This window comes from Vibrio sp. M260121 (genome assembly GCF_036533715.1).
Classification (GTDB): Bacteria; Pseudomonadota; Gammaproteobacteria; order Enterobacterales; family Vibrionaceae; genus Vibrio.
In genome coordinates this window covers 43,796-68,143 of sequence record NZ_JATABF010000004.1, presented here as the reverse complement: position 1 = coordinate 68,143, position 24,348 = coordinate 43,796, and the positions used below count along the sequence as shown (strand labels likewise).

Below are 24,348 nucleotides of genomic sequence, written 5' to 3'. Positions count from 1 at the left end.
GGCGATGAAACGCAGTTCCAACGTAAAACGCTCTTCGATGGATAAGAGCTTCAAAGTCGGGCGGGTCATTCCGTTTGTGGCTTTTGGTGGTATTTTTTTTCTCGCTACTCATGAATCGAAAACAGAAGGTTATATTTATACTGATGCTGATGAATGCAAATCAGATATACCAGAGTTCAGTGAACAATGTGAAATTGCTTACCAAGAAGCCATGGCGAGAGCAGAAGAAAACGCACCGCGCTATAACAACGAGTTTGAGTGTGAAGACGATTTCTACGAAGACGATTGTTATTACAGTTCACGCCACCGTTCTTACGTTCCCAATTTTGGTGGCTACTTCTTTAGCCGCGCAGTGAGTGGCTTGAGTGGTTACAACAAGAGCTATTACTCCGAGCCGATGTATCGCTACAAATCGAAGTATTACAACGGTGCAGGCCAGTTTTACGGCTCTTACCGTAACCAATCAACCAAAGTCGCAACCAGCAACTTAAACAAACGAGGCGGCGGTACGATTGGCCGCGCCATGTCCCGAGGCGGATTTGGTAAAGCGGTGTCTGTGAGTCGTGGTGGTTAACAACGATGTTTCGACGAGAAATACAAGAAAGAGAAAACTGGCGTGAATTGGCACGCCAGTTTGGTTTTGGCTTTCATTCAATGTATGACCAACCCTACTGGGATGAGAGTGCTTACTATCAGTTTTCCCTTTCGCAAATAGAGCAAGATATTGAAGCGCCAACCGAGGAGCTTCATCAAATGTGTCTTGAAATCGTGGATCAAGTGGTAAGAAGTGAGCGATTACTGACTCAATGTGCCATTCCTGAAGCCATGTGGTCACAAGTCGCTTCTTCTTGGCAGCGAAGAGAGCCTTCTCTCTACTCGAGAATGGACTTTGCGTACAACGGTTCCTCTCCTGCAAAGTTATTAGAAAACAACGCAGACACACCAACGTCATTGTTTGAGACTGGCTTTTGGCAGTGGGTGTGGTTAGAGGATGTTGTCAATAAAGGTCGCATTCACCAAAGTGCGGATCAGTTTAATATTCTGCAAGACTTCCTTATTGAACGATTTGCCGATATTGCCAAATTGCAACCGGGTCAAACGCTGCACTTTAGTTGCTGCAAGTACACTGAAGAAGACAAAGGCACAGTACAATATCTGGAAGATTGCGCACGTGAGGCAGGGTTAGCAACCGCATTTGTTTTTGTTGAAGATATTGGTGTAACAGAAGACGGACAGTTTGTGGATGCTGATGACCGAGCGATTCGCTGGATGTTTAAACTCTACCCGTGGGAATTCATGTTCGAAGAGGAATACAGCAAGTATTTAGCAACATCGAGCGTAAACTGGTTAGAACCGATGTGGAAGTCGATTCTTTCCAACAAAGCCTTGTTGCCGTTGCTTTGGGAGCGTTTTCCAAATCATCCTAATCTTCTGCCTGCATATTTTGCCAACGATCCAAAAGCGAGCAGTCTGAAAGACTATGTCATTAAGCCGCTGTTTTCTCGTGAAGGTGCGAACATAGAGATCGTTAAAAATGGGCAGCGTTTGGTGAAAACTCATGGGCCGTACGAATCGAGTCAAAACATCGTTCAGCAATATCATTCGCTACCCAAATTTGGCCAAAGCCATACGCTCATTGGCAGTTGGTTAGTCAATGATAAAGCTGCGGGGATCTCGATTCGAGAAGACAGCAGTTTAGTTACTCAAGATATGGCGCGCTACATTCCTCACGTTATTCTCGATTGATCAAAAAAGCTCTCCGGTGTGGAGAGCTTTTTCATTTAGTGTATTCAACAGAGCAGAGAATCTTACTCTTCTTCTGCCAGCATGACGCCGCGTTGAGTCAGACCACCAAGCATCATTGGCATCGCATTGAAGATCTCTTCAAACTGCTCTAAACCTTCCATGCCTTGCTCTGCAAGTGTTGCGATGGTTGTTTCTGGATCGTAAAGCATAGTGAGAGAAAGCAGAACACCACCTAGTAGAGCGCTGTCTTCGCTATCTGCAGGCATCAAGTTTTCCCAATCATCACGAGTCAACTGCCAGCCCTGGAGGACACCTTCACAGAAATCACGCGTGTTTGCTGACACGATATCTTGATCATCCAACTCACAACCTTCAGGCCATTGCCATGCACCTTCTAGAAGAGCAGGACGAGTTTGGTTCCACATTTGAACGATTTCATCGATGTACTGCTCTAGTTGCTCACCATCAGAGAAAGGTGCTGTTTCTTCACCGCCCCATAGGAATGGCAGCCACTCTTGAGGATTCAACACGTTTGGCGCAGAAGCCATTGCCGTTACGAAGCCTTGAGTTTTTGCTAGGTTTAGTAGTTTTCCATCAAGTTCTGGAAGAGAAAGGATGTCTTGTAGTTTCAAAATAGAATACCATTTGTTAATGGGCTGGTTGGTTGCGCTCATATTACCAATCAATTATTGATAAATCGATATTAGGGAATGATTCGTCTACATCTATGGAAATTCGTTCGTCACTCAGAAAAAAAAGCATTCTCGCCCTAACGCTTTATTTGTGCTTTTTCATCGCGACCATTGGTTCTGTTGTGTACCTTGTGGTCGATCCTCCAGTACGTGAAAAGCTCGAACGTAATCTGGATCTGCGTACCCAATTGCTTGCCTCACAGATAGAAGGGCCTCTGACGAGCTCGGTTGGACTCTTAAATAGCTTAGTGGGGTTAGGGCAGACGCCAACGCCAAGTATTTCACTTCAAGATACCATCCCACAATTACTCGCAGTCAGTGACGACATCATTGTGAGTGGTGGTTTATGGCCAAAACCGATACTTAAAGATGAACGCTGGCAATACACGAGCTTGTTTTTCAATAAGAATGAAAACGGCAGTCTTGACCAAATTCACTCCTACAATAATCCAGAATCCGGTGGCTACGACAATGAGCCTTGGTACCAATCTGTAGTAAACCAGCCCGCAGGATCAGTCAGTTGGTCTGGCGTGTACATCGATACCTTCACTCAAGTACAGATGATCACCGCCTCAGCACCTTACTATAAAGATGGCGTTTTTGCTGGTGTCGCAACCGTAGATTTATCTTTAGAAGCGTTATTCCAGTTCATTCGTGAGCATACTAACCAATACTCATTGGGCGTTGTAATTCGTGATGCTGATGATCAAGTTGTTATTGAGCATAACTTCCAACTTACCAAAGATATTTACATTAGCCAGTTAGACTTTGGTGGTTTTGATTGGCGCATGGACGTGGTCAACGCGAAAGTCAAAGTCTCTGATCAAGTGTTTAATCAGGTAATGAGTGTCGAGACCGGCATCATCCCATTTTTGCTTCTGTGTGTGTTGGTGGGTTACTACCTGTTAAACCGATACATCGTTGAGCCCATCGTACGTATCGCTCAGAAAGTGGATGACTCCAAAACTGGGGGCATCATCGATATTGCCTATGACAGCGAAGACGAGATTGGCCATCTGATCACCAAGTTCAACGAGAAAACCATTTACCTTGAGCGTGAGAGAGTAAAAGCCCAAGCTTCCACCAATGCGAAAACGGCTTTCCTCGCAACTTTGTCTCATGAAATTCGAACACCGATGAATGGCGTCTTGGGAACCGCCCAAATCTTGTTGAAGACCCAATTGACGGATGAACAAAGAAAGCATCTTAACACCTTGTATGACTCAGGCGATCATATGATGACGCTGCTCAATGAGATCCTTGATTATTCGAAGATTGAGCAGGGGCACATTGAGCTGGATAACACACCTTTCCCAATTGAATCGATCCTCGGCAGTATCAACAGTGTTTATCACACCTTGTGCGCTGAAAAAGGTCTGCAATTCCGCATTATTTCAAATGTGCCGGAAGGTCGTTGGTACAACAATGACAAAGCACGTTTGCGCCAAGTGTTATTTAACTTGCTCAACAACGCTGTGAAATTCACAGACCGAGGCTTTGTCGAAGTTGAGTTGGCAGAGCATGTACAAAATGACAAAACCAAGCTGACCATCAATGTGAAAGATACTGGTATCGGCATCAATCCAGACGCGCAAAAGCGCATTTTCAGACCGTTTGAACAAGCCGAGTCTTCTACGACTCGGCGTTTTGGCGGCACAGGCTTAGGGCTTGCGATTGTGAAGCAGATTTCTGAGTACATGGGCGGAGGCATTACAGTACAAAGCCAAGAGTGCATTGGCACCAAGTTTGTTGTCGAACTAGAACTCAATCCGTGTGAAGCGGGTGTTTTGGAATCAACCAATACACATAAACTCGATTGCCAAGGATTACGAGCTCTTATCGTAGAAGATAACCGCACCAACACCATTATTATGGAGACCTTCTTACGGTCGAAAGGTTTTGTGTGTGTTTGTGTCGAGAACGGGCAGCAAGCGGTAGAGCAGGTAACGAAGCAAGAGTTCGATTTGGTCTTAATGGATAACCACATGCCAGTGCTCGATGGAGTGGGTGCCATTGCCGTGATTCGCTCTATGGATACGCCAGCAAGTTCTGTACTGATCTTCGGTTGTACTGCCGATGTATTCAAAGAGACACAAGAGCGCATGCTTGACGTGGGTGCCAACCATATTATCGCCAAACCTATAGTTGAATCTGAGCTTGATGATGCCTTGTACCGACACGCTTCATTGCTTTATCAGTACCAAGATAAGAAGAGTGCCGCGCAGCCGAAACCACAAAATGCAGAGGCACTACTGCTGAACTTCTATATGGCGCTAGATGACGACAACTTGGAACAGGCAATGTCAACGCTTTCTCATATATTTGAGAGTGTCCAGCCAACTGTCTCAGACGAGCTAAATAAGGTTATACAGCGCATCGAGGGGTACTTGAGTAAAGCGCTCGCTCCTGAACAAGAAGACATCGACAAACTGACTATGCTGCTCGCTGATCAGTAACCTATTCATTTCGACAAAGTGGTGCGGGCGTTTGTCTGCACTACTTTTGGCTTCTTTCCATCTTCCTAACTTTACAAACTTCGCGTTTACTCTGAATTTACTCTCCCAAGTAGCATAAGCTGATCTTTTTGAAATTTACTTACCAGATATTCCTCTGGTTTTTTGTGTTTTTGCGCTCGCTAAGTCGTTTATTGGTAAATAAATTACGTTTTTAAACTTCATTTTAGGTCGATTTAAGGCGGTTTTTACTGATTCTGGTGAAAGCTGCTACTTTTAACCTTAAAGTTGGTTATTAATTTACAACTGGCAATTAAAAACGGAATCATAAACTGAAAATGTTGTGGTCTAATAGTGCCATTTACTGCTATGTGGTTTTAAATGTAGTAAATGATTTTATAGATGTCGTTTTTATTGGTATTTGATTTTAGAGGTTGTAAATGAAGTCTCGTGGACCATTTTGTATTCGCAATGCCGCAGCGGATACTTTTGCTATGGTGGTTTTTTGTTTTATCACAGGGATGATTATCGAGATCTTGATTTCGGGTATGACGTTTGAGCAGTCTTTAGCATCACGTACATTGTCTATCCCGGTAAACATCGCGATTGCATGGCCTTACGGTATGTTCCGTGATTGGGTATTACGCCAAGGTAACAAACTGTCACCTTCTTCGTTTATGAAGAACGTGTCTGACTTGGTGGCGTACGTATTGTTCCAATCTCCAGTCTACGCGGGCATTTTGTTTGCCGTGGGCGCGTCTACCGACCAAATCATTACGGCAGTAGCGAGTAACGCAGTTGTGTCTTGTGGTATGGGTGTACTTTACGGTTACTTCCTCGATCAGTGCCGCCGCTGGTTCCGCGTTCCTGGTTACTATCAAGAAGCATAATTGCCCCTGTTTTATGCAATTTAGCTAGATAGTGAGCAAACAAACGCAAAAGGGCGCTTTTTTTCGTGTTTAGCCTTGACCATCAGGAACATAATCATTAAATTAGCGCCTCGTTAGCCAATGATGCTAACCACAATTTGATTCGGTGAGTTGTCCGAGTGGCTGAAGGAGCACGCCTGGAAAGTGTGTATACGGCAACGTATCGAGAGTTCGAATCTCTCACTCACCGCCACATTCTAAAGCCCCAGCAGAAATGCTGGGGCTTTTTCGTTATAGGTCAGTTTTGAACCCTGTTGAGTAGTGAAATCAAAGCTGTATCTATGCTCTAACGGGTTATTGTCACAGATGCCGATTAGCCGCAAACTAAATGGTAAACCTATTGATTTAATATCAACCCTATAACCGCATATCGGGCACTTAGCTTTATAGACTTTGATGGTCAAACGTTGAATGCGGTCTTCATCTCAGGTAGACCGACAACCTTTGTTGATGCCATAACAACAGCCTAATTTACTTGGCAAAACCTCATCCTTATCAATGCAAAAAATTGCATTTACGATACAATACCTCGCAATAAATCTTGGCTCTGTTTTTAGGGCCAAGTTCATCTATTGAGAAGTACGTATCATCATGGCCAGTTCCTCAACAAAGAAACTATCACCAGCAAAGAAGAAAGCCCCTGCGAAAAAGAAAGGCTTTGAAGAAACCCTTTGGGATACCGCCAACCAGCTGCGCGGCAGCGTTGAATCATCAGAATACAAGCACGTGGTGTTGAGCCTTGTATTCCTTAAATTCATCAGCGACAAGTTTGAAACGCGTCGCCAAAAGATGATCGACGATGGGCAAGAAGCCTTTGTTGAAATGAAAGAGTTTTACCAACAAGACAACATCTTCTACCTCGAAGAAGCTTCTCGTTGGTCATACGTGAAAAAGCACGCTAAACAAGACAACATTGCCGTCATCATTGATACCGCTTTGTCTAATATTGAAAAAGCCAACCCAAGCCTGAAGGGCGCATTGCCAGACAACTACTTCTCTCGCCAAGACCTTGAAGTGAAGAAGCTTGCGTCACTGATCGATACTATCGAGAACATCGACACACTTGCTAATGAGTGTGATATGAGCGAAGAAGACCTAGTAGGTCGAGTCTACGAATACTTCCTTGGAAAATTTGCTGCAACCGAAGGTAAAGGCGGTGGTGAGTTCTATACGCCAAAGTCAGTGGTAACTCTACTTACAGAAATGCTAGAGCCGTTCCAAGGCAAAATTTATGACCCCGCTTGTGGTTCGGGTGGTATGTTCGTGCAGTCTTTGAAGTTTGTAAAACAGCATGAAGGCCGCACCAAAGACATCGCAATTTACGGTCAGGAACTGACGTCGACCACCTATAAGTTGGCGAAAATGAACTTAGCCATTCGCGGTTTATCAGGCAACTTGGGTGAGCGTCCAGCCGATACCTTCTTTGCCGACCAGCATAAAGACCTTAAAGCCGATTACATTATGGCGAACCCGCCGTTTAACATTAGCCAATGGCGTGACGAGAATGAGCTCACCAAAGACCCGCGCTTTTCTGGCTACCGCACTCCGCCAACAGGCAATGCCAACTACGGTTGGATTCTGCACATGCTGTCTAAGTTAAGCGAAACAGGCACCGCTGGTTTTGTCTTGGCGAACGGCTCAATGAGCTCAAACACTTCTGGTGAAGGGGAAATCCGCCAGCAGCTTATCGAGAACGATGTAGTGGAATGCATGATCGCATTGCCGGGTCAGCTGTTCTACTCAACCCAAATCCCAGTTTGTATTTGGTTTATCACCAAGAACAAACAAGCCAATACTACGAAAGGCTACCGCCAGCGTGAAAAAGAGACCCTGTTTATTGATGCTCGTGAAATGGGCACCATGACTAGCCGTGTACACAAAGAGCTAACCGTAGATGACATTGCGCTAATTGCAGATACCTACCACGCATGGCGCAGTGATGAAACCGAGCTAAAAGCACGTGTAGAACGTGGCGATAGTAAGCTAGAAAAGTACGAGGACGTTGCAGGCTTTTGTAAGCAAGCAAGTTTTGATGAGATCAAAGCCAATGACTTTGTGCTTACTCCGGGGCGTTATGTAGGCGCTGCTGAAGTAGAAGACGACGGCATTCCGTTTGAAACTAAGATGCGTGAGCTATCTCAAACCCTATATAGCCAAATGAACCAAGCCGAAGAGTTAGACAAAGCGATTCGCAGCAACTTGGAGGTTTTGGGTTATGGGGAATGAGTGGAAAAGAGTTTTAGTTTCAGATGTCTGTGAACTAATCGTCGATTGTGTAAATAAGACAGCTCCTGTATCTGAAAGTCCGACACCATACAAAATGATTCGAACTCCTAACATACGTAATGGGAGGGTATCTACTGAAAACTGTCGATATGTAAATGAAGATACGTTCATCAAGTGGACACGCAGAGCTTCCGTCAAGTCAGGTGATGTGCTGTTAACTCGTGAAGCGCCTTTAGGAGAAGTTGGAATCGTTGATTCTGATGAGAACCTTTTTCTTGGGCAAAGGATTATGCAATATCGTTCGAAAAGCGAAGTGTTAGATCCTCATTTTTTGCTCTATTCATTTCTTTCTCCAGATCTGCAACATCAATTTTTAATGCATGAAGGATCAGGTTCTGTAGTTAGTCATATTCGGGTTGGTGATTGCCTCAAGTTTGAACTAAACCTGCCACCTATACCCCTACAACGACAGATTGTAGAGGTCTTAAAAAATTTGGATGAGAAAATCTCTATTAACAACCAAATCAACCAAACCCTAGAACAAATGGCACAAACGCTGTTTAAATCATGGTTTGTTGATTTTGACCCAGTGATTGATAACGCCCTTGATGCCATCTCTTCTGGTAAAAAAGTCGACATTCCTGAAGTATTTGAATCCCGAGTTGAGCGCCGTAAAGCCGTGCGTGAAAGTGCTGACTTTAAGCCGCTGCCTGATGATGTTCGTCAGCTCTTCCCAAGTGAATTTGAAGAGAGTGAGTTGGGTTGGGTGCCTAAGGGGTGGAGTCGTGGTGTACTTAGTGATATTGCAAGGTATGGCAAAGAGCGGATAGATGTTGAGTCCCTTAGCTTAGATAATTATATTTCAACTGAAAACATGCTTGCAGGGCGAAAAGGAGTTGAAATTGCAGCTAAATTGCCAACTGTAAAAACGGTCCCAGCATACTCGAAAGGTTATGTTTTGGTATCGAATATTCGACCATATTTTAAGAAAATCTGGTTAGCTAACGAACTTGGCGGTTATTCTAATGATGTATTGGGTTTCGCACCAACGTATGAAGGCACGGAAGAGTATATATTTAATTTGCTGTATCAAGACCAGTTCTTTGATTACATGATGACCACATCAAAAGGCTCCAAAATGCCAAGAGGGGATAAAAAAGCGATAGCTGATTGGGAAGTAGTAATGCCTCCTCACCTGTTAATGCAATTTTATTCTCAACAAGTAGCCTCGTATTACGAACAGTCAAAAGTACGTAATTTAGAGAGTAAGACTCTTGAAAAACTTCGTGACACACTACTTCCAAAACTGATCTCGGGCGAGCTACGCCTAGATTCACCTGAAGTTGAGCAAGCCAAAACGCTGGTGGAATAACCCATTTCGTCATTCCGGAAAGTGAGGAACGAACTTATCCGGAATCTCGTTTTTGGGGTGGAGAACGAAAAGCGAGATCTCAGATACCTCGTCCCTCGGTTCTGAGATGACGTAAATAGATGATTCTTAGATGACGGAAGTGAGCGATTGTTAGGTGGCGAAAGTGGATGATCCTGAGATAACGAAGAGAATAGGGCATCTGAAGTAGAACAAGCTAAAGCATTGGTGGAGTAAAGGAAACGAGTATGAATAAACACCTCTCGACAGGCATAGAATGGCCTCAATTACCTGAGTTGATGTCCATGTGTGAAACCGCGACCTTACAAAAGGGGATACAGCTCGCCCACAGCGGTGCAGTACGTAACGTCAGTGTCGAAAAGCATACTGCCAATGCCATAGTAAGAGGCAGTTATGATTATCACGTTAGCCTTGATTGCTCCACGTCACTGTCAGCGGTGTGTGATTGCCCTGCTGCTCAGTATCAAAACGTGTGTAAGCATGCCGTCGCGCTTGCCATGATTCTGCAAGACCAAGATCTGCTAGCGAATCAACAGAGTGAGCGAGAGACAATCAAAAAACATCTACAAAGCCTCGGTGAACAGGCCACGTTAGAGATGCTGCTTGATTACCTCGAAGAGGATGAATACGCATGGAATGCACTGCTGACCAAAATTGAAATACATAATACGCCAGCGGTGTATGGTGATTTAAAAAAACTCGTTACTCAAGCTCTTCCTCGCGAGGAGATCTGGGATTGGCGCGAAAGTTCCGCTTATTTCCATTCCGCACATGAACAACTCAGTATGATTGTTGAGTCGATGCAAAGTTTAGAAGCGGAGCAACAATGGAAGCTCATCCAATATGTCGTGCAGCGCCTGAATAAAGTGCTTGAATACATTGATGACTCGAGTGGTGATCGGCTTGATATTGAAGCGCTGATTAATACTCACATGCCCGCTACCTTAGCAAAACTGAATTGGAGCGAACAGGCGAAAGCCGAGTGGATGTTTGAACGCTTAACCCATTATGAGTTTGATGTGTTTCCCTCCATTGAAGAGCATTTTAAATCGCTTTGGCAAACTAATACCTGTTTCCTCAATTTATGCCGCCAAGCGATTGAGCAAGCTTCACAGGATGAAAGCGGTTGGAACTTGCGATCATGGGCGATGCCACTGATTGAGCAAAGCACTGATTGGCGTGAAGTGGTGGCGATTAAACAAAAAATTGCGCGAACGTTCCGTGATTACCTTGAGATTGTCGATGTGTTTATTGATAACCACGAGCCGTTAGAAGCCGAATATTGGCTCGCAAAAGCAAGAAAGATCGCCAGTCAGTATGAGCTTAACTCCTGTGATGAGGCTCAGTTCCGCCTTTATGTCGAGCTGGGTGAGATCCATTCCGCATGGACGTTAGCCAACAGACAGTTAGAACAACTACCAAGTTTTCAGCGTTACCAACGCTTAGCGAAGTTTAAACAAAACTATCAAGTCGAGGATGATGAATTTCTTACTCGTGTTGAGCGCATCTTTAAGAAGGCTTATCAGCCACCAAGCCATCATTTTTCACAGCCTGATGTGATGGATGCCTTGGTGCTGTTTTATATGGATAACCACAAGTTAAGCGAAGCGTGTGATTGGGTGTCAACACGTAAAGTGTCGACCAATGTGTTGCTAAAGCTTGCAGATGCCGTGGTCGATGAAAAGCCCGATAACACGCTAACTTACTACTTGCGGCTCGTTACTGTTTATATAGAACAAACCAACAATGACGCTTATACCTCTGCTATCGAATTGTTGAGAAAAGCCGAATCGCTGCTTGAGCCACACGAAAAACAGAAAGCAAAGTTTTACAGTGAAGTAGCACAGCTAGCAAGCACCTATAAACGCAAGCGCAATATGTTAAAGCTATTCAAGCAGCACTATGCCGCCCATTTGTAACCTTTTGATGTAGTAGGGAGCGCCTTAAACCATGAGCTTAAAATTTACAGAAGCCAAACTCGAACAAGCTATCATTGAGTTATTGGGCGAGCAAGGTTATCCGCATATGGTGGGTGAGCAAGTCGCGCGTGAAGACAACGAGCAAGTGCTGCTTGTCGATGATTTACGCACTTACCTTGCCAAGCAATACCAAGCGGACGACATTACCGAAGGTGAGATAGAGCAAATCGTCCACCAGCTTAATCGCCTACCTGCTAGCGACTTATACGAAAGCAACAAGACGTTTTGTGATTGGCTTGCTAATGGCTTTTTACTTAAGCGTGAAGACCGCTCCAAGAAAGACCTCTACGTTGAGCTGATAGACACCAAACACTTGGCACAAGCTCTGCGACTAATGTTTGTGCCTCTTCTGGAAGACAAAACACCATCTGCTGAGCCAAAAGTCGCAGAAGATCGGGTTAGTTACTTCGAACCCGTAGACCAAAACATCTATAAAGTCGTAAATCAATTGAAGATTGAAAATGGCGATGAAGAACGTATCCCTGATGGCATTCTCTACATTAACGGTTTACCGCTAGTCCTGTTTGAATTCAAAAGCGCTGTACGTGAAGAGCAAGCGACCATCTATGACGCGTGGGAACAAATCCACATCCGCTATAAGCGCGCTATTCCTAAATTGTTTGTGTTTAACGCCCTGACGATTATTAGCGATGGCGTGAACAACAAAATGGGTAACGCCTTTGCCCCTTATGATTTCTATTACGCTTGGCGCAAGGTGACAGGTAACGAGTCCACTGAAAAACAAGGCATCAATTCGCTCTATACCATGATAGCGGGCCTTTTTGATAAAACTCGATTGTTGGACGTATTGAAAAACTTCATCTTCTTCCCTGATACCTCGAAGAAAGAAGTGAAAGTGTGTTGTCGTTATCCTCAATACTACGCAGCTCGTAAGCTTTATTACAACATCGACAAAGAGCGTAAGCCATGGGGTAGCGGTAAGGGCGGGACTTATTTTGGGGCGACAGGTTGTGGTAAGAGCTACACCATGCAGTTTTTGTCTCGCTTGTTAATGAAGAGCGTTGATTTTGAAAGCCCAACCATTGTTCTTATTACTGACCGTACCGACCTAGATGATCAGCTCTCTGAACAGTTCTGTAATGCCAGTGATTATATCGGTGATGAGATGGTGGTTTCTGTCACTAGCCGACAAGACCTCCGTGACAAACTACAAGGAATAAAAAGCGGTGGTGTGTTCCTCACGACCATCCACAAGTTCACTGAAGACATTGAAGTGCTTTCTGACCGTACCAACATCATTTGTATCTCGGATGAGGCGCACCGCTCTCAAGTCAATCTCGATAAAAAGGTCACACTGCAATACAAAGACGGCGTTGCTGTCGATGTCAAAGAGAGCTATGGCTTTGCTAAGTATCTTCATGATTCATTACCTAGTGCAACCTATGTTGGCTTCACTGGTACACCGATTGATGCCACCTTAGATGTATTCGGTAACCCTGTAGACAGCTACACGATGGCTGAGTCTGTGAATGATGAAATCACGGTACGCATTGTGTACGAGGGTAGAGCTGCAAAAGTGATTCTCGATAACAGTAAGCTGCAAGAAGTCGAGAAATACTATGAGGAATGTGCTGAGGCAGGCGCCAGTGAGCATCAAATTGAAGAGAGCAAAAAAGCTTCTGCCAATATGAATGCCATCTTAGGTGATGAAGACCGATTAGAAGCGTTAGCCAGAGATTTTGTTGTCCATTACGAAGAGCGTGTCGCTGAGGGTTCGACAGTGAAAGGCAAGGCAATGTTTGTGTGCGCAAGCCGTGAAATTGCCTACGACTTTTACAAACAAGTGAAGCGACTTCGCCCTGAGTGGTTTGAAATTAAAAAGTGCCTAGAAGGTGAAACCTTAACTGAACAAGAAGCTAAAGAGATCCTGCCTTTAGCCATGGTGCAAATGGTGATGACTCGTGGCAGTAACGATGAAGACGAGCTTTACAAGTTGCTTGGAACCAAAGATTACCGCAAGTCGCTAGATGCTCAGTTTAAGAGTCCGAAATCTAACTTTAAGATCGCGATAGTCGTGGATATGTGGCTAACGGGTTTTGATGTACCAGAGCTCGACACCATCTACATCGATAAACCATTACAAAAGCACAACCTGATTCAAACTATCTCACGTGTAAACCGTAAGTTTGAAGGTAAAGACAAAGGTTTGGTCGTTGACTATATCGGCATTAAGTCTCGGATGAACCAAGCGCTTGCGATGTACTCAAAGGCCGATGAAAGCAACTTTGAGGATGTGCAACTCTCGGTAGTAGAGGTTAAGAATCACCTCGACCTGCTGGGTAAGATGTTCCATAACTTTGACCGTTCCGGATACTTTAGTGGCGAACCTAGATTGCAGCTTGAGTGCTTAAATCTTGCTGCCGAGTTTGTCTTGGTGAACAAGAAGAATGAACACCGCTTCATGGGCTTAGTGAAGCGTTTAAAAGCGGCTTATGACGTATGTTGTGGTAGTGAGTCGCTTTCTAAGCAAGAGCGTGATTTGATTCATTTCTACATTGCTGTTCGGTCAATCATTTACAAGCTGACCAAAGGTGATGCGCCAGACACGGCACAAATGAACAAGCATGTTCGCGAATTAGTGGCAGAAGCGCTCCGTGCTGAAGGCGTAGAAGAAATTTTCACTATCGGTGAAGAGCAAGCCGAATCCATCGATATCTTCGATGACGAGTACATGGAACGTGTTCTAAAGCTTAAACTGCCTCATACCAAAATTCAGTTGCTACAAAAGCTGCTAGGCAAAGCCATTAGTGACTTTAAAAAGGTAAACCAGCTCAAAGGTGTCGATTTTTCGAAGCGCTTACAATCGCTGGTGGAGCAATACAACGAACGCCGTGAAGGTAACGAGTTACGGGGTGAGGAGTTCGAGCCATTCGTGGATGAGATGTTTGACGGCATCATTAAAGAGATGACGTCTCTAATGAGCGAGATGGTAACTGAGCTCACCTCGTTCGAAGACCTCGGTATCGATATGGAAGAGAAAGCGTTCCTCGATATCTTGGAGCACATGCGCACCAAGTATGAATTTGAATACGAAGACGACAAGATGCTAGAGCTCGCCAAAGAGATGAAAGTGATTGTCGATGACGTCGCCCAGTACCCAGATTGGGCAGGGCGGGATGATATTAAAGCCAAGCTAAAAGTGGATTTGATTCTGCTTCTACATAAATACGGCTTCCCACCAATCGCAAATGATGATGTTTACAAAGGCGTGCTAGAGCAGGCTGAGAATTATAAAAATAATCAATAGCGCGTAAAGCATTAAACAGAAGGGTTTATCATGTCTATTAATAACAAGTTGGCGCTGCAGATATTAGATTATTGGCACAAAATTGAGTTTTTTAATTCGGCAGACTTAGGTGATATTAGTCAAATAGGAAGTGGTAGCATCCATTACGATTTTGAAGAGATAGCGCTTAATCCAGGCTGCCTACCTTGGATTAATCGCAATCAAATTCGCCGAGCGGGGAAGAAATACACGGTAAATAAGCATTACACTTATAAAGTTTACATTGGCTTATTCCATCGTTCTGAAATCTTTGAAGCTGGGAAGCGATACTTTCCAAAATTTGAAGAACAATACCCTGAAATGTCCGAACAGAAGCAGGATTCGGGCTATACGTGCTCGATCATTTTACATGTAAGTGAAACGGGTCAAATTTTGCTCGACAAGACTGAGATTTCAACGGCTCCCTGGGCTATAGGTAAGCTCCAGAATCACTCTCTAGCTTCGATTAAACTAAGAGATTTTGACAAGGATTGTGAAAAATTAAACAAGCGTTTTGGGGAGATCTGTTTAGTTGCGTCGAACTTGAAAGAAGAGCATCAATACCCTCAAGTTTTCACTGCCTATGAGTTGTTTGAGTTTTTCAATGCTTTTAACGACCTAGTTCAATTCCAGCCATCCTCAGAACAATACATACCTTTCATAATCGTAGAGCTTAATGAAAAAAAGTATCTTAAGGGGCAAGTTATTCCAGAGCTTCCCGATTTTTCCTCTAAAGGGTTGCCAGATTTTTCTGATTTTGAAAAGCGATTAGGTGAGCGATTCAACAGAGTAGAAGAAGATACTAGCGGAAATACGAGGAGCGAGGCTTCAAGCTCGACCCAATCTATCTCTATTTTAAATAGCTTTTATATCCGTGATCTAGAATTAGCGATTAAGCATGTACAAGAGGGTAAGTTATCACCACAGTCTTGTCTTGCTCGTTATATTGGTACTGATGAGAATAAGTACGACGACCTGTTAAGCGTTGCAGGCCAGAAACTGATAAGACAAAACTTGGCTGTTGGCATGACACCAGCAGGTCGATGGCCTGGTGATGACAATCATTACATGAGTCTGATGCAACAATTTGCTATTAATACTTTGTTTCGAGATCTAGAAGTTCAAGGTGTTTATTCTGTCAATGGTCCTCCGGGTACGGGCAAAACCACTATGCTCAGAGATATCATTGCTAATAATTTAGTTGATAGGGCAAGAGTCTTGGCCAGCTTCTCCACCATTGAAGAGTCTGTTACTGAGTGTATTAAAGTTAAAATTGATGACCGAACTGTAAATATACCGAAATTGAACCCAGCCCTCTGTGGTTTTGAGATGGTAGTTGTTTCAAGTAATAACACGGCTGTTGAAAATATTACCAAAGAGTTACCTCAAATAAAGTCGTTGGGAAGTCAATATCAGAACGCAGAGTATTTTAAAAAAGCCGCTCAAAAGCTTGCTGCTGAACATAAATTTGATGTCCCGAGCAATCAACAACCAATCTTACTTCCACTTTCTAAGGAGGATGACTGTTGGGGGTTAATGGCTGCGGCAATTGGTAATCAAACAAACCGAAAAGTAGTCAATGAAAAGCTATTTTTCAAAGCTAATAAGGACATGAAGGCTGAGCCTGGTGCTGAAGAGTATCAAAAACTGTTGGATGCAATAAAACAACTTTCTCATGACTCTCGGGATAAAACGACAGATTTTAAAGCTGCGCAAAGAAGCTTTAATCAGGCTGAACGTGCGTTGCAACATTGTATTGATGAACTTGAAATCTTGAGTTTGATCGAGACCAAGAAAAATCAATTGGTTGACTATCAACGTAAATTGGATTGCTTGGAGATGCGCTGTTTAAGGTTAAAGAGTTTTGTCACTAAGCTTAAAAGTAACCTACTGCCTGTATGGTTCCTGATATTCCCATCATTTTGGAAAAGGCGTTCGCGATTAAAGAGGATGTCATTACGTTTAGAAAATTTTTCTGACAAGTATGCACTTCATAAAAGAAAAGTAGCGCAGTTTAGTAAGGATTTAGACAGGGATATTCAGGCTAGTTCCGACATTGCTGAGCGATATAAAGATGCCTATTTTGATGATGGTTCCGCAGATCTTGAGCACGATGATATACAACGTAAAGCTTTTAAACATTGTAAAGAACTGAATGCAAAAAGGGCCAACCTTACAGTACAAGCATTGGAGCTTCATCAGGCTTGGTTGGTGTCAGCAAATGATAAATATAAGTTTGGTAGTAATGTACTTTTCCATATGCCAAAGGCGCTGGGAAATGCGCTTTCTGACCGAGATGCTGCGAAGGTTTTTTGGCAGTGGCTGTTTATGTTTATTCCTGTTGTGTCGTCGACATTTGCTTCTGTCGCTAGGCAGTTCTCTTCTTTTGATAGTAATGAAATTGGCTGGTTGTTTATTGATGAAGCTGGCCAAGCCTCCCCGCAACAAGCTGTTGGTGCATTACTAAGAGCCAAACGTGCAGTTGTTGTAGGGGATCCACTGCAAATTGAGCCTGTGTTTACTATTCCTCCTGAATTTGTGGAGGGATTTGCTCAAGAGCAGTTTGAAGGTGATGAATGGATGACGTGGTCTCCGACGTTAACTTCGGTTCAAAAATTGGCTGATAGAGTGAATCCTTATGGCACATATGAAATTTCTGACAACGAATGGCTAGGAAGTCCTTTGCGAGTGCATCGTCGTTGTGACGAGCCAATGTTCAGTATTTCGAACAAAATTGCATATAACGATAAAATGTTTCATGGTGATGAGAAGCCAGCTGCGAAACCTCACTCTACTTGGGGATATAGTCAATGGTTTGATATTTCTGGAGACGTTGATGGTAAGCACTACGTCCCACTTCAAGGGGAGCATGTAGCGAATATGATTTATACTCATTACGTACGTGAAAACACACTTCCAGACATTTACGTAATCTCCCCGTTTAGAAAAGTTAAGGATGGTGTAAAGGAAGATATTTTGCGGATATTGGTCGAACGAGGAGTGACTAAATCTGTTGTTTTGTCATGGTTATCTGGCCGAGTTGGTACGGTTCACACGTTTCAAGGAAAAGAAGAGAAAAGTGTCATTTTTATCTTAGGTGTTTCAGAAGCGACTAAAGGATCGGCATCATGGGCCTCAGGTAAACCAAATATCCTAAATGTGGCGGTAACACGGGCTAAGAATCAAGTCTATCTAGTAGGTTGTAAGAAAGTTTGGTCAGGGTTGAATTATTTTTGCGATGCACAGCATTTGTTAGAGAAAAAAACGAGTACGAGTAATAGTGGGTAAGCTAAGTCTGTGGCGGTACAAATGATTCGTTAGTTCATTTAAAGATAGAGAGTGAGGAATCTATATTTAGATGAACTAAGCGGGTAACTGTCAGATCAGGTATGAATTAGTACAACTTAACACAGTTTATTGATCTTGAATCTTTGATTCTACTTGTCTCTCTAGCTCTGCTGAGTAGGGTTGTGGTAGTTCACTGAGAAAAAACCAACCAGGTTATCGCCATCCCAAGCTGTATAAGTATCTAAGGCGTCGATCTCAGCGACATACTCCATCAGCGTCTTCGCGGCCAAACCACTCAGGAAGTGTTCTCAAGACGCCTTACGCCTTCGCACGCTTTTCCCAATCTTTTTTGAGCTCTTCTCTGTGTTAGCTGAATTTTAACATCCATGTATTAACACCATTCCTTTGGAGTTCAATGTTATTAATTACACGCGCTCAATCAAGCCAAATTTCTTGAAAAAATCAGATAGGTCGAGTGTCGCTAGGTCTTTAAATTCACCGGCGTCGTAGAAGCGGCCTTTACACGTAGGACAGCTTTCAAACCAGATATGAGGCTGTTTTGGATCGACCAATCGAAGCAGTTGATTGTTTGGGCATACCGGGCAATCGATACGATCAATCGCATTGAAGGCTTTTCCGATTTCTTCGTCACCTGAATCAATCACATCAGCTAACGGCTTCATCGCTTCCACTTCGTAGGCATCAATCCATAAGCCTTTACATTCAGTGCAGCGTTCGACATCACCTAGCGGAGTTTGAAGTTGTTCAAAGTCAGAATTGCATTTTGGGCATTGCATTTTGTTTTTCCTTTTTATTTTCTAAAGAGAAGTGAGTCTCGTACTCCCAGCTCTCTTTGACGACAAATCAAAATACGACATCTTTCGTGCCATACGTTTTGACTCTTCTAATACTATCTATATCGTTTTCTTAGCAACGACGAGTCCATGATTGCTTGAGCCTAATAAGCTACTTTGTCGGCATGTATTTAAGTGGTATTCCAACCATGTTTGATATTGCGAAGGCGTAAAGCTATTAATGCCTTCCGAGATATAGCGACCAAACCCATCGGTAGCGGCATGGTCGAGAATGTTGAAAGTATGTGAGCGCAACAAATGCTCAATTTCTTCAGGAGAGGCAAAGTAGCCAACTTTGAAAAAACGATCTGCCTCAGAGGCTGTGACTGTGCCATTTGTATAAAGCTCAGATAAAGTCGATGGAGTTACGAGTTGAGGAAACTTTTGTGCGAATAGTCCTGCGACGAAGAATCTAGAAATATACGCTACCGCTAAGATTCCATTTGGTTTTAGGATGCGCTTTGCTTCACTTATTGCTTGATCGCGTTCACTCTTGGTTTTCAAGTGATACAGAGGACCAAGTATTACGCAAAGGTCTTGTGAACCGGATTCAATGAAAGGGACGTGACAAGCACTGCCTAGATGGATATCTATGGGTAAGTCCTTTCTTTCCGCATTCTTTTTCAAGATATCTACTTGGTCTGGAACCAGTTCTACCGAGGTCACGTTACAACCCATCTTTGCGAAGCTAAGAGAATAGCGACCTGTTGCTGCTCCAAGCTCACATACATTGGCACCTGACTTTAAATAGGGGGCGAGTAGGTGCATTGTGGTATCAAACTCTATCTTCGTAATGTTCTGACGGGTAAGTCGAGAGTCTTCATCTGCTCCAGTATATTGAGCAATCAGTTCATCCATAAATATTAAGTCCTTAACCAGATATCAACTTGTTTTCGAATTCGCTCGAGAACAGTTCCACCTTTGCCGTATGTCACGCTTTTGAATGATTCAATTTGATCAGAAACGTATTGCTTATCTCAATGTGTTAAAAGGTATTGAAAAGCTAGTTGAATTGGAAGGGGTGGTACACCGAAGTGAGACTAACAACCACACAATCCTATAAATTCGGAATTACAAGAAAGATAGAAATAACTCTAATGGGAAGAAGAGAGCGAAAAGAAAGCCAGCGGTTGTTTTCATAAAGATGCTCAGGAGGGAGAAATGAAGCTTGCTCAATTGAATATTGCTTTAGCGAAGTACCCACTCGATGCACCGGAGATAAAGGGCTTTGTTGATAATCTCGATTTGGTGAATGGCATTGCAGAACAAAGTGATGGGTTCATTTGGCGCCTAAAAGACGAATCCGGCGATGCCACCAACATTAAGCTATTTGATGACCCAAATATGATTGTCAATATGTCGGTGTGGGATAACGTGGATGCGCTGAAGAATTTTATGTTCCGAACCCATCATCGTGATTTCATGCGTCGTAAGAGTGAATGGTTCCATCGTTTAGTCGAAGATACTTATGTGCTTTGGTGGATTGAGGATAATCATATCCCAACAGCAGAGGAGGCTTTAGCTCGTCTACAGTACCTTTGTGAAAACGGCGATACACCGTATGCATTTACCTTTAAAGCTAACTTTACGTCTAATGATTTGTAAATCCGTCCACCAGTTAACAAGGATTCTAGTTAAGTTGCTCGAATAACGCTTATCTGTTTTCGGGATATCATTGGCTCCGTGTTTAACTGAAATAGGTGAAATTGGAATTAATAACTCAGCGGCGCAAGACATTCAGATGCAAGACATCACCATGGCGACAGCTTTTAAAGATATGGGGCATGCAACGGCCCAGTTGGGTAAAAATTACTGCGCAACAAAGATGATATGTTGCCGGCCATCATGGTTTTGATGAGTTCATGGGTAACCCTTATCACCTAAACGCAGAAGAAGAGGCCAGATAATCCAGCTTAGCAGAAAGTCGCTTAGATGTTGAAGTCATTTAAAGCGTTTCCTCCAGGACAAGAGTTCCCAAGCTTCTCGGTCGACAAAGTCATGGAGTAAATGACCAACCTGTGTAAGTTGGAAGAAGCGAAAAGCTAGCAATCATCCTCTACTACAGTAAATCCAGAGTATTGACTCTAGTTTTTTAATATTATGCAATGAGTTACGACAGAAAAAGCTTTTTTAGACTGCTTTGTGAAAAAACGTAAAGTTGAGAAGGATAGATGAAATGCAAAGCGATGAATGTTTATGGATAAGCCAGTCCCTGAATCTCAACCAGTCAGACAAGCTGCATACAGAGCTCCTTTGGGAACATGAAGTCGCGAAACTCGTAAAAGTGACGGCTCCTAAAATTACCGCTTATTTTAAGCAGGATAAACTTCATCAACTCGAACCTTGGAAAACGAAGGCATGTGCTCAGTTATTGGGAGACGCAACCATTCAGGTTCGGGGTATCGAGAATAAGCAGGGCTGGCTTTTGGTCGAAGATGGTGGAGCAGAACTGTTGTTGTCAGAGAATACTCAACACTGGCGAGTAGCGATTGAGAAATTGGCGAGTATTCATCAACAACCGTTAAACTCGCTTTCCTCTGAATTTCCCGAGCGTCAGGTTAGCTTTGGTCAGTTTGAAAACATAATAACAGAACCGGAACACACGGATTATTGGGAAGTTCCGCAAGACGTCTTAGATGCAGTCATCGCTAAGTTACCCGACATTGAGCGTGTAACCATGAAAGTTAAGGCTCTTAATATTCCCAAATGTTTATGTCATGGTGACGCTCATGCCAAAAATGTGTTGGTCGATGAGGGGGGTAAGGTTCGCTGGTTTGACTGGGGAGAAGCGCACGTTGGTAATCCTCTTGTCGATATTGGCAGCTTTCTTTGGTGGTTAGTGCCCGACCGAACCAAGATAGGACAAAGAATAAAAACGGATGCGTCAGAACTTGAGCACTTTTATCAAACTTATCTGAGCGCTATGTTTGGTCAAAATATTGGGTTATCTCTCTATGAAGTGATGTTAATTGGTTTGGTTCATAGAGTATGTTGGTATCACGATAAATATCGGTATATACGAGAGATCAAGCCGTATTACGTTACCTACACGCTGAAGCAGTTGGCTAAGTTGGAATGTGATTGAATTAAATAAGTGCTTCAAAAGTCGCCAAATCTACTCGATAAGGTGAGCAATACCCTTTACCATAACGGCAAATTCATTAGCTCGTAATTACTTATGTCTCTACCTCCTTGCCCAAACTGTAACTCAGAATACGTTTACCCAGACCAAGACCATCTTGTTTGCCCAGAGTGTGCCTATGAGTGGAACCCGACTCAGGCGGCAGACGAAGATGCCGTAAACGTGAAAGATGCCAACGGCACCTTGCTGCAAGAAGGAGATAAGGTCACGTTAGCGAAAGACTTAAAAGTAAAAGGCAGTTCGTTGGTACTTAAGATCGGCACCAAAGCGGTGATTCGTCGTATCAAAGATGGCAAAGATCATCAGTTAGATTGTAAAGTTGATGGCGCTGGCGAGATGATGGTGACGGCGCAGTTTGTAAAGAAGGCGTAATTTAAAGTCATTCGGAACCCAACTTCCCAACAGCCTCAATAGCCATATTGAGGCTGTTTTCTTTGTGCTTTAATCACAGCAGGAGCACTTATCGAGCATCAGCTGATACATCAACTATAATTTCGTGATTTTCCTTCCTAGAAAAATCGTCCAATAAATCAGTTATTTGTTGAATCTAAAACATTAGTCGTAAAGATAAAAATTATTATAATACGTTGCACTGTATATGAAATTACTTGTGCTGTCTCTTTGTTATAATTGGGCGCGATTTGAACAATATAACAAAAGGTATCTATTCATGTTCAGCAACCTCTCTATCAAGCAAAAGATAGTTCTCCCTCTATCTTTGATGATTGTATTACTGACTTTAAGCTCAGTATTGAATGTTCTCACGATGTGGAAACAAACCGAGCTTAGCGACACGCTTAACGAGCAGGTTACCCCAAGCCTTTTTACCATTGAAGATGCGTATCGCGACCTTTATCAAGCGACGTCAGCGATTCAAGGTTTAGCTCTGGCGCAGTCTCAAGCGGAAATTGATCACCATCTATTTGAATACAAAGACAACGCATACAAAGCTCTGCCACGTATGAAGAAAGTCATGTCACTGTCCGATGCGGGGGTAATGCCTCGCAGTCATGGTAGCGAGGTGCAGAAGCTAGTATCAACAGGTGAGAAATGGCTGCAAAGCTATGAAACCATGATCAGCAAGCCACAACCGCAGTGGGTAAGTTATTACGAGTCAAACAAAGCGGAATTTGAACACCAATTTGGTGCGGTACGTGAGCAACTAAATGTGGTGAAAGATGCGATTGAAGCGAAACAAAAGACGCTAAAAACGGATATCGCAGCAGCGGCACTTCGTGCAGAGCTTATTCTTGAAGCAGGCATCGCAATCGTAATTATTGCTGCGCTTGGTATGGTGGTTTTGTTACTTAAAACGGTAGTGAAGCCAATCAACGACATCAAAGAAGCAATGGTGCAAATTGCGTCTGGTGAAGGGGATTTGAGCCAACGTATTAGCATCAACTCGCAAGATGAAATTGGTCAACTTGCCAGTGGCTTCAACCAGTTCGTGACTAAAATTCAAGCGACAGTGTCACAAGTCGTCGAAAGCGCAAACACACTGCGTCAAGAAATGAACAACCTGAATTCGTTGACCTCAACTATTGCAGATTCAACGGTTCACCAACAACGTGATAGCGAAGCTGTTGCCGCAGCAGTTCATGAAATGCAAGTGACCAGTCGCAACGTGAGCGACAGCGCAACAGAAGCCGCTTTGGCAAGCCAAACAGCGAACGAAGAGTTGTCGAATACCAATGTGATTTTGGAGCAAACAGTCGCAGCGATTCGTGATCTTGCAGGTGAGATTGAAAGTGCAAGCCAAGTTATCAATACACTAGATAATGACGTAAGCAACATTGCTTCAGTATTGGACGTTATCCGTGGCATTGCAGAACAGACCAACTTGTTGGCATTGAACGCGGCGATTGAAGCGGCGCGTGCTGGTGAGCAAGGTCGTGGTTTTGCTGTTGTGGCAGATGAAGTTCGTTCCTTAGCCAGCCGTACTCAAAAGAGCACGGGTGAGATTCAATCGATGATTGAGAAGCTGCAAGCAGGCGCTGCTCAGGCGGTGGAAGTGATGCAGGGCAGTAAAACCAGCAGCGAAGACACCATTCAATCGGCAGGTTTGGCGACAGAATCTTTGGCTGAAATCCTTAACGCGATCGCACGTATGAACGAGATGAACACGCACATTGCGACAGCAGCAGGTCAACAAAGCTCAGTGAGTGATGAAGTGAACAGCAACGTTCAAGGTATCGCGGACAGTAGCACGTCGATTGTTGATGTGGTGAGCCAAGCGCAACAGTCACTGTCTATGCTGTCAGAACAGACGCAACAGTTAGACAAGCAAGTCAGTCAGTTCCGCGTTTAATCAAGTGGAAGATTAGGTAACTCAAAGCCCCTTTAGTTTGGGGCTTTTTTGTCTT

At 43.6% G+C, this 24,348-nt stretch carries 16 protein-coding genes and 1 tRNA gene; 14 read left to right on the top strand and 3 right to left on the bottom strand.

What is annotated here, in order from left to right; all coding sequences use genetic code 11:
• Positions 1-4 precede the first annotated feature (4 nt).
• Together QTO06_RS04000 and QTO06_RS03995 are read left to right on the top strand one after the other, a co-directional pair.
• Positions 5-574, top strand: coding sequence for a DUF1190 domain-containing protein (locus QTO06_RS04000; protein WP_331406947.1), 570 nt, complete (start codon positions 5-7; stop codon positions 572-574).
• 5 nt (positions 575-579) lie between these two features.
• Positions 580-1,746, top strand: a complete 1,167-nt coding sequence (locus QTO06_RS03995; RefSeq protein WP_331406946.1) for a glutathionylspermidine synthase family protein — start codon at positions 580-582, stop codon at positions 1,744-1,746.
• Between the two features lie 62 nt (positions 1,747-1,808).
• On the opposite strand, the gene QTO06_RS03990 is transcribed toward QTO06_RS03995, so the two are convergent.
• Complete coding sequence (locus QTO06_RS03990) at positions 1,809-2,420, bottom strand: YecA/YgfB family protein (RefSeq protein ID WP_331406945.1); 612 nt, start codon at positions 2,418-2,420, stop codon at positions 1,809-1,811.
• Between the two features lie 53 nt (positions 2,421-2,473).
• Between QTO06_RS03990 and QTO06_RS03985 the strand changes: the two genes are divergently transcribed.
• The 8 genes from QTO06_RS03985 (at position 2,474) to QTO06_RS03950 (ending at position 17,989) form a co-directional block, all read left to right on the top strand.
• Positions 2,474-4,894 (top strand): hybrid sensor histidine kinase/response regulator, encoded by a 2,421-nt coding sequence (locus QTO06_RS03985; protein ID WP_331406944.1) that lies wholly within the window; start codon positions 2,474-2,476, stop codon positions 4,892-4,894.
• A gap of 437 nt (positions 4,895-5,331) precedes the next feature.
• Positions 5,332-5,781, top strand: coding sequence for an L-alanine exporter AlaE (locus QTO06_RS03980; protein ID WP_010646956.1), 450 nt, complete (start codon positions 5,332-5,334; stop codon positions 5,779-5,781).
• A 144-nt stretch (positions 5,782-5,925) separates the two neighbouring features.
• Positions 5,926-6,013, top strand: a tRNA-Ser gene (locus tag QTO06_RS03975).
• Between the two features lie 398 nt (positions 6,014-6,411).
• Positions 6,412-8,046, top strand: a complete 1,635-nt coding sequence (locus QTO06_RS03970; RefSeq protein ID WP_331406943.1) for a type I restriction-modification system subunit M — start codon at positions 6,412-6,414, stop codon at positions 8,044-8,046.
• Complete coding sequence (locus tag QTO06_RS03965; RefSeq protein ID WP_331406942.1) at positions 8,036-9,418, top strand: restriction endonuclease subunit S; 1,383 nt, start codon at positions 8,036-8,038, stop codon at positions 9,416-9,418. The genes QTO06_RS03970 and QTO06_RS03965 overlap by 11 nt, the downstream gene beginning before the upstream one ends.
• Before the next feature lie 245 nt (positions 9,419-9,663).
• The gene (locus QTO06_RS03960; RefSeq protein WP_331406941.1) at positions 9,664-11,355 is read left to right on the top strand and encodes an SWIM zinc finger family protein; all 1,692 of its coding nucleotides are present in this window, start codon (positions 9,664-9,666) and stop codon (positions 11,353-11,355) included.
• 31 nt (positions 11,356-11,386) lie between these two features.
• A complete protein-coding gene (locus QTO06_RS03955; RefSeq protein ID WP_331406940.1) occupies positions 11,387-14,683 on the top strand; it encodes a type I restriction endonuclease subunit R in 3,297 nt (1,098 codons plus the stop codon).
• Positions 14,684-14,713: 30 nt separating this feature from the next.
• Positions 14,714-17,989 carry a DEAD/DEAH box helicase gene (locus QTO06_RS03950; protein ID WP_331406939.1) on the top strand — a complete coding sequence of 1,092 codons (3,276 nt, stop codon included), beginning with the start codon at positions 14,714-14,716 and terminating at the stop codon, positions 17,987-17,989.
• A gap of 425 nt (positions 17,990-18,414) precedes the next feature.
• Here QTO06_RS03950 and QTO06_RS03945 read toward each other — a convergent pair whose 3' ends face one another.
• Both QTO06_RS03945 and QTO06_RS03940 read right to left on the bottom strand, forming a co-directional pair.
• Positions 18,415-18,786, bottom strand: a complete 372-nt coding sequence (locus QTO06_RS03945) for a zf-TFIIB domain-containing protein (RefSeq protein WP_050906477.1) — start codon at positions 18,784-18,786, stop codon at positions 18,415-18,417.
• Positions 18,787-18,903: 117 nt separating this feature from the next.
• Positions 18,904-19,701: a class I SAM-dependent methyltransferase gene (locus tag QTO06_RS03940; protein ID WP_331406938.1), complete on the bottom strand. Its 798-nt coding sequence runs from the start codon at positions 19,699-19,701 to the stop codon at positions 18,904-18,906.
• Positions 19,702-20,004: 303 nt separating this feature from the next.
• On the opposite strand from QTO06_RS03940, the gene QTO06_RS03935 reads away from it, so the two are divergent.
• The 4 genes from QTO06_RS03935 (at position 20,005) to QTO06_RS03920 (ending at position 24,293) form a co-directional block, all read left to right on the top strand.
• Positions 20,005-20,448, top strand: coding sequence for a DUF3291 domain-containing protein (locus tag QTO06_RS03935; protein ID WP_331406937.1), 444 nt, complete (start codon positions 20,005-20,007; stop codon positions 20,446-20,448).
• A 571-nt stretch (positions 20,449-21,019) separates the two neighbouring features.
• Positions 21,020-21,928 (top strand): aminoglycoside phosphotransferase family protein, encoded by a 909-nt coding sequence (locus QTO06_RS03930; protein ID WP_331406936.1) that lies wholly within the window; start codon positions 21,020-21,022, stop codon positions 21,926-21,928.
• Positions 21,929-22,021: 93 nt separating this feature from the next.
• Complete coding sequence (locus tag QTO06_RS03925; protein ID WP_005426222.1) at positions 22,022-22,357, top strand: zinc ribbon domain-containing protein YjdM; 336 nt, start codon at positions 22,022-22,024, stop codon at positions 22,355-22,357.
• 298 nt (positions 22,358-22,655) lie between these two features.
• Positions 22,656-24,293 carry a methyl-accepting chemotaxis protein gene (locus QTO06_RS03920; RefSeq protein ID WP_331406935.1) on the top strand — a complete coding sequence of 546 codons (1,638 nt, stop codon included), beginning with the start codon at positions 22,656-22,658 and terminating at the stop codon, positions 24,291-24,293.
• Positions 24,294-24,348 lie beyond the last annotated feature (55 nt).

What these genes read in the sequence shown, in the direction of transcription:
- QTO06_RS03920 (WP_331406935.1), top strand. Translation starts at nt 22,656, where the DNA reads ATGTTCAGCAACCTCTCTATCAAGCAAAAGATAGTTCTCCCTCTATCT.
- QTO06_RS03990 (WP_331406945.1), bottom strand. Translation starts at nt 2,420, where the DNA reads ATGAGCGCAACCAACCAGCCCATTAACAAATGGTATTCTATTTTGAAA.
- QTO06_RS03955 (WP_331406940.1), top strand. Translation starts at nt 11,387, where the DNA reads ATGAGCTTAAAATTTACAGAAGCCAAACTCGAACAAGCTATCATTGAG.
- QTO06_RS03945 (WP_050906477.1), bottom strand. Translation starts at nt 18,786, where the DNA reads ATGCAATGCCCAAAATGCAATTCTGACTTTGAACAACTTCAAACTCCG.
- QTO06_RS03995 (WP_331406946.1), top strand. Translation starts at nt 580, where the DNA reads ATGTTTCGACGAGAAATACAAGAAAGAGAAAACTGGCGTGAATTGGCA.
- QTO06_RS04000 (WP_331406947.1), top strand. Translation starts at nt 5, where the DNA reads ATGAAACGCAGTTCCAACGTAAAACGCTCTTCGATGGATAAGAGCTTC.
- QTO06_RS03965 (WP_331406942.1), top strand. Translation starts at nt 8,036, where the DNA reads ATGGGGAATGAGTGGAAAAGAGTTTTAGTTTCAGATGTCTGTGAACTA.
- QTO06_RS03985 (WP_331406944.1), top strand. Translation starts at nt 2,474, where the DNA reads ATGGAAATTCGTTCGTCACTCAGAAAAAAAAGCATTCTCGCCCTAACG.
- QTO06_RS03940 (WP_331406938.1), bottom strand. Translation starts at nt 19,701, where the DNA reads ATGGATGAACTGATTGCTCAATATACTGGAGCAGATGAAGACTCTCGA.
- QTO06_RS03925 (WP_005426222.1), top strand. Translation starts at nt 22,022, where the DNA reads ATGTCTCTACCTCCTTGCCCAAACTGTAACTCAGAATACGTTTACCCA.
- QTO06_RS03950 (WP_331406939.1), top strand. Translation starts at nt 14,714, where the DNA reads ATGTCTATTAATAACAAGTTGGCGCTGCAGATATTAGATTATTGGCAC.
- QTO06_RS03980 (WP_010646956.1), top strand. Translation starts at nt 5,332, where the DNA reads ATGAAGTCTCGTGGACCATTTTGTATTCGCAATGCCGCAGCGGATACT.
- QTO06_RS03935 (WP_331406937.1), top strand. Translation starts at nt 20,005, where the DNA reads ATGAAGCTTGCTCAATTGAATATTGCTTTAGCGAAGTACCCACTCGAT.
- QTO06_RS03930 (WP_331406936.1), top strand. Translation starts at nt 21,020, where the DNA reads ATGCAAAGCGATGAATGTTTATGGATAAGCCAGTCCCTGAATCTCAAC.
- QTO06_RS03960 (WP_331406941.1), top strand. Translation starts at nt 9,664, where the DNA reads ATGAATAAACACCTCTCGACAGGCATAGAATGGCCTCAATTACCTGAG.
- QTO06_RS03970 (WP_331406943.1), top strand. Translation starts at nt 6,412, where the DNA reads ATGGCCAGTTCCTCAACAAAGAAACTATCACCAGCAAAGAAGAAAGCC.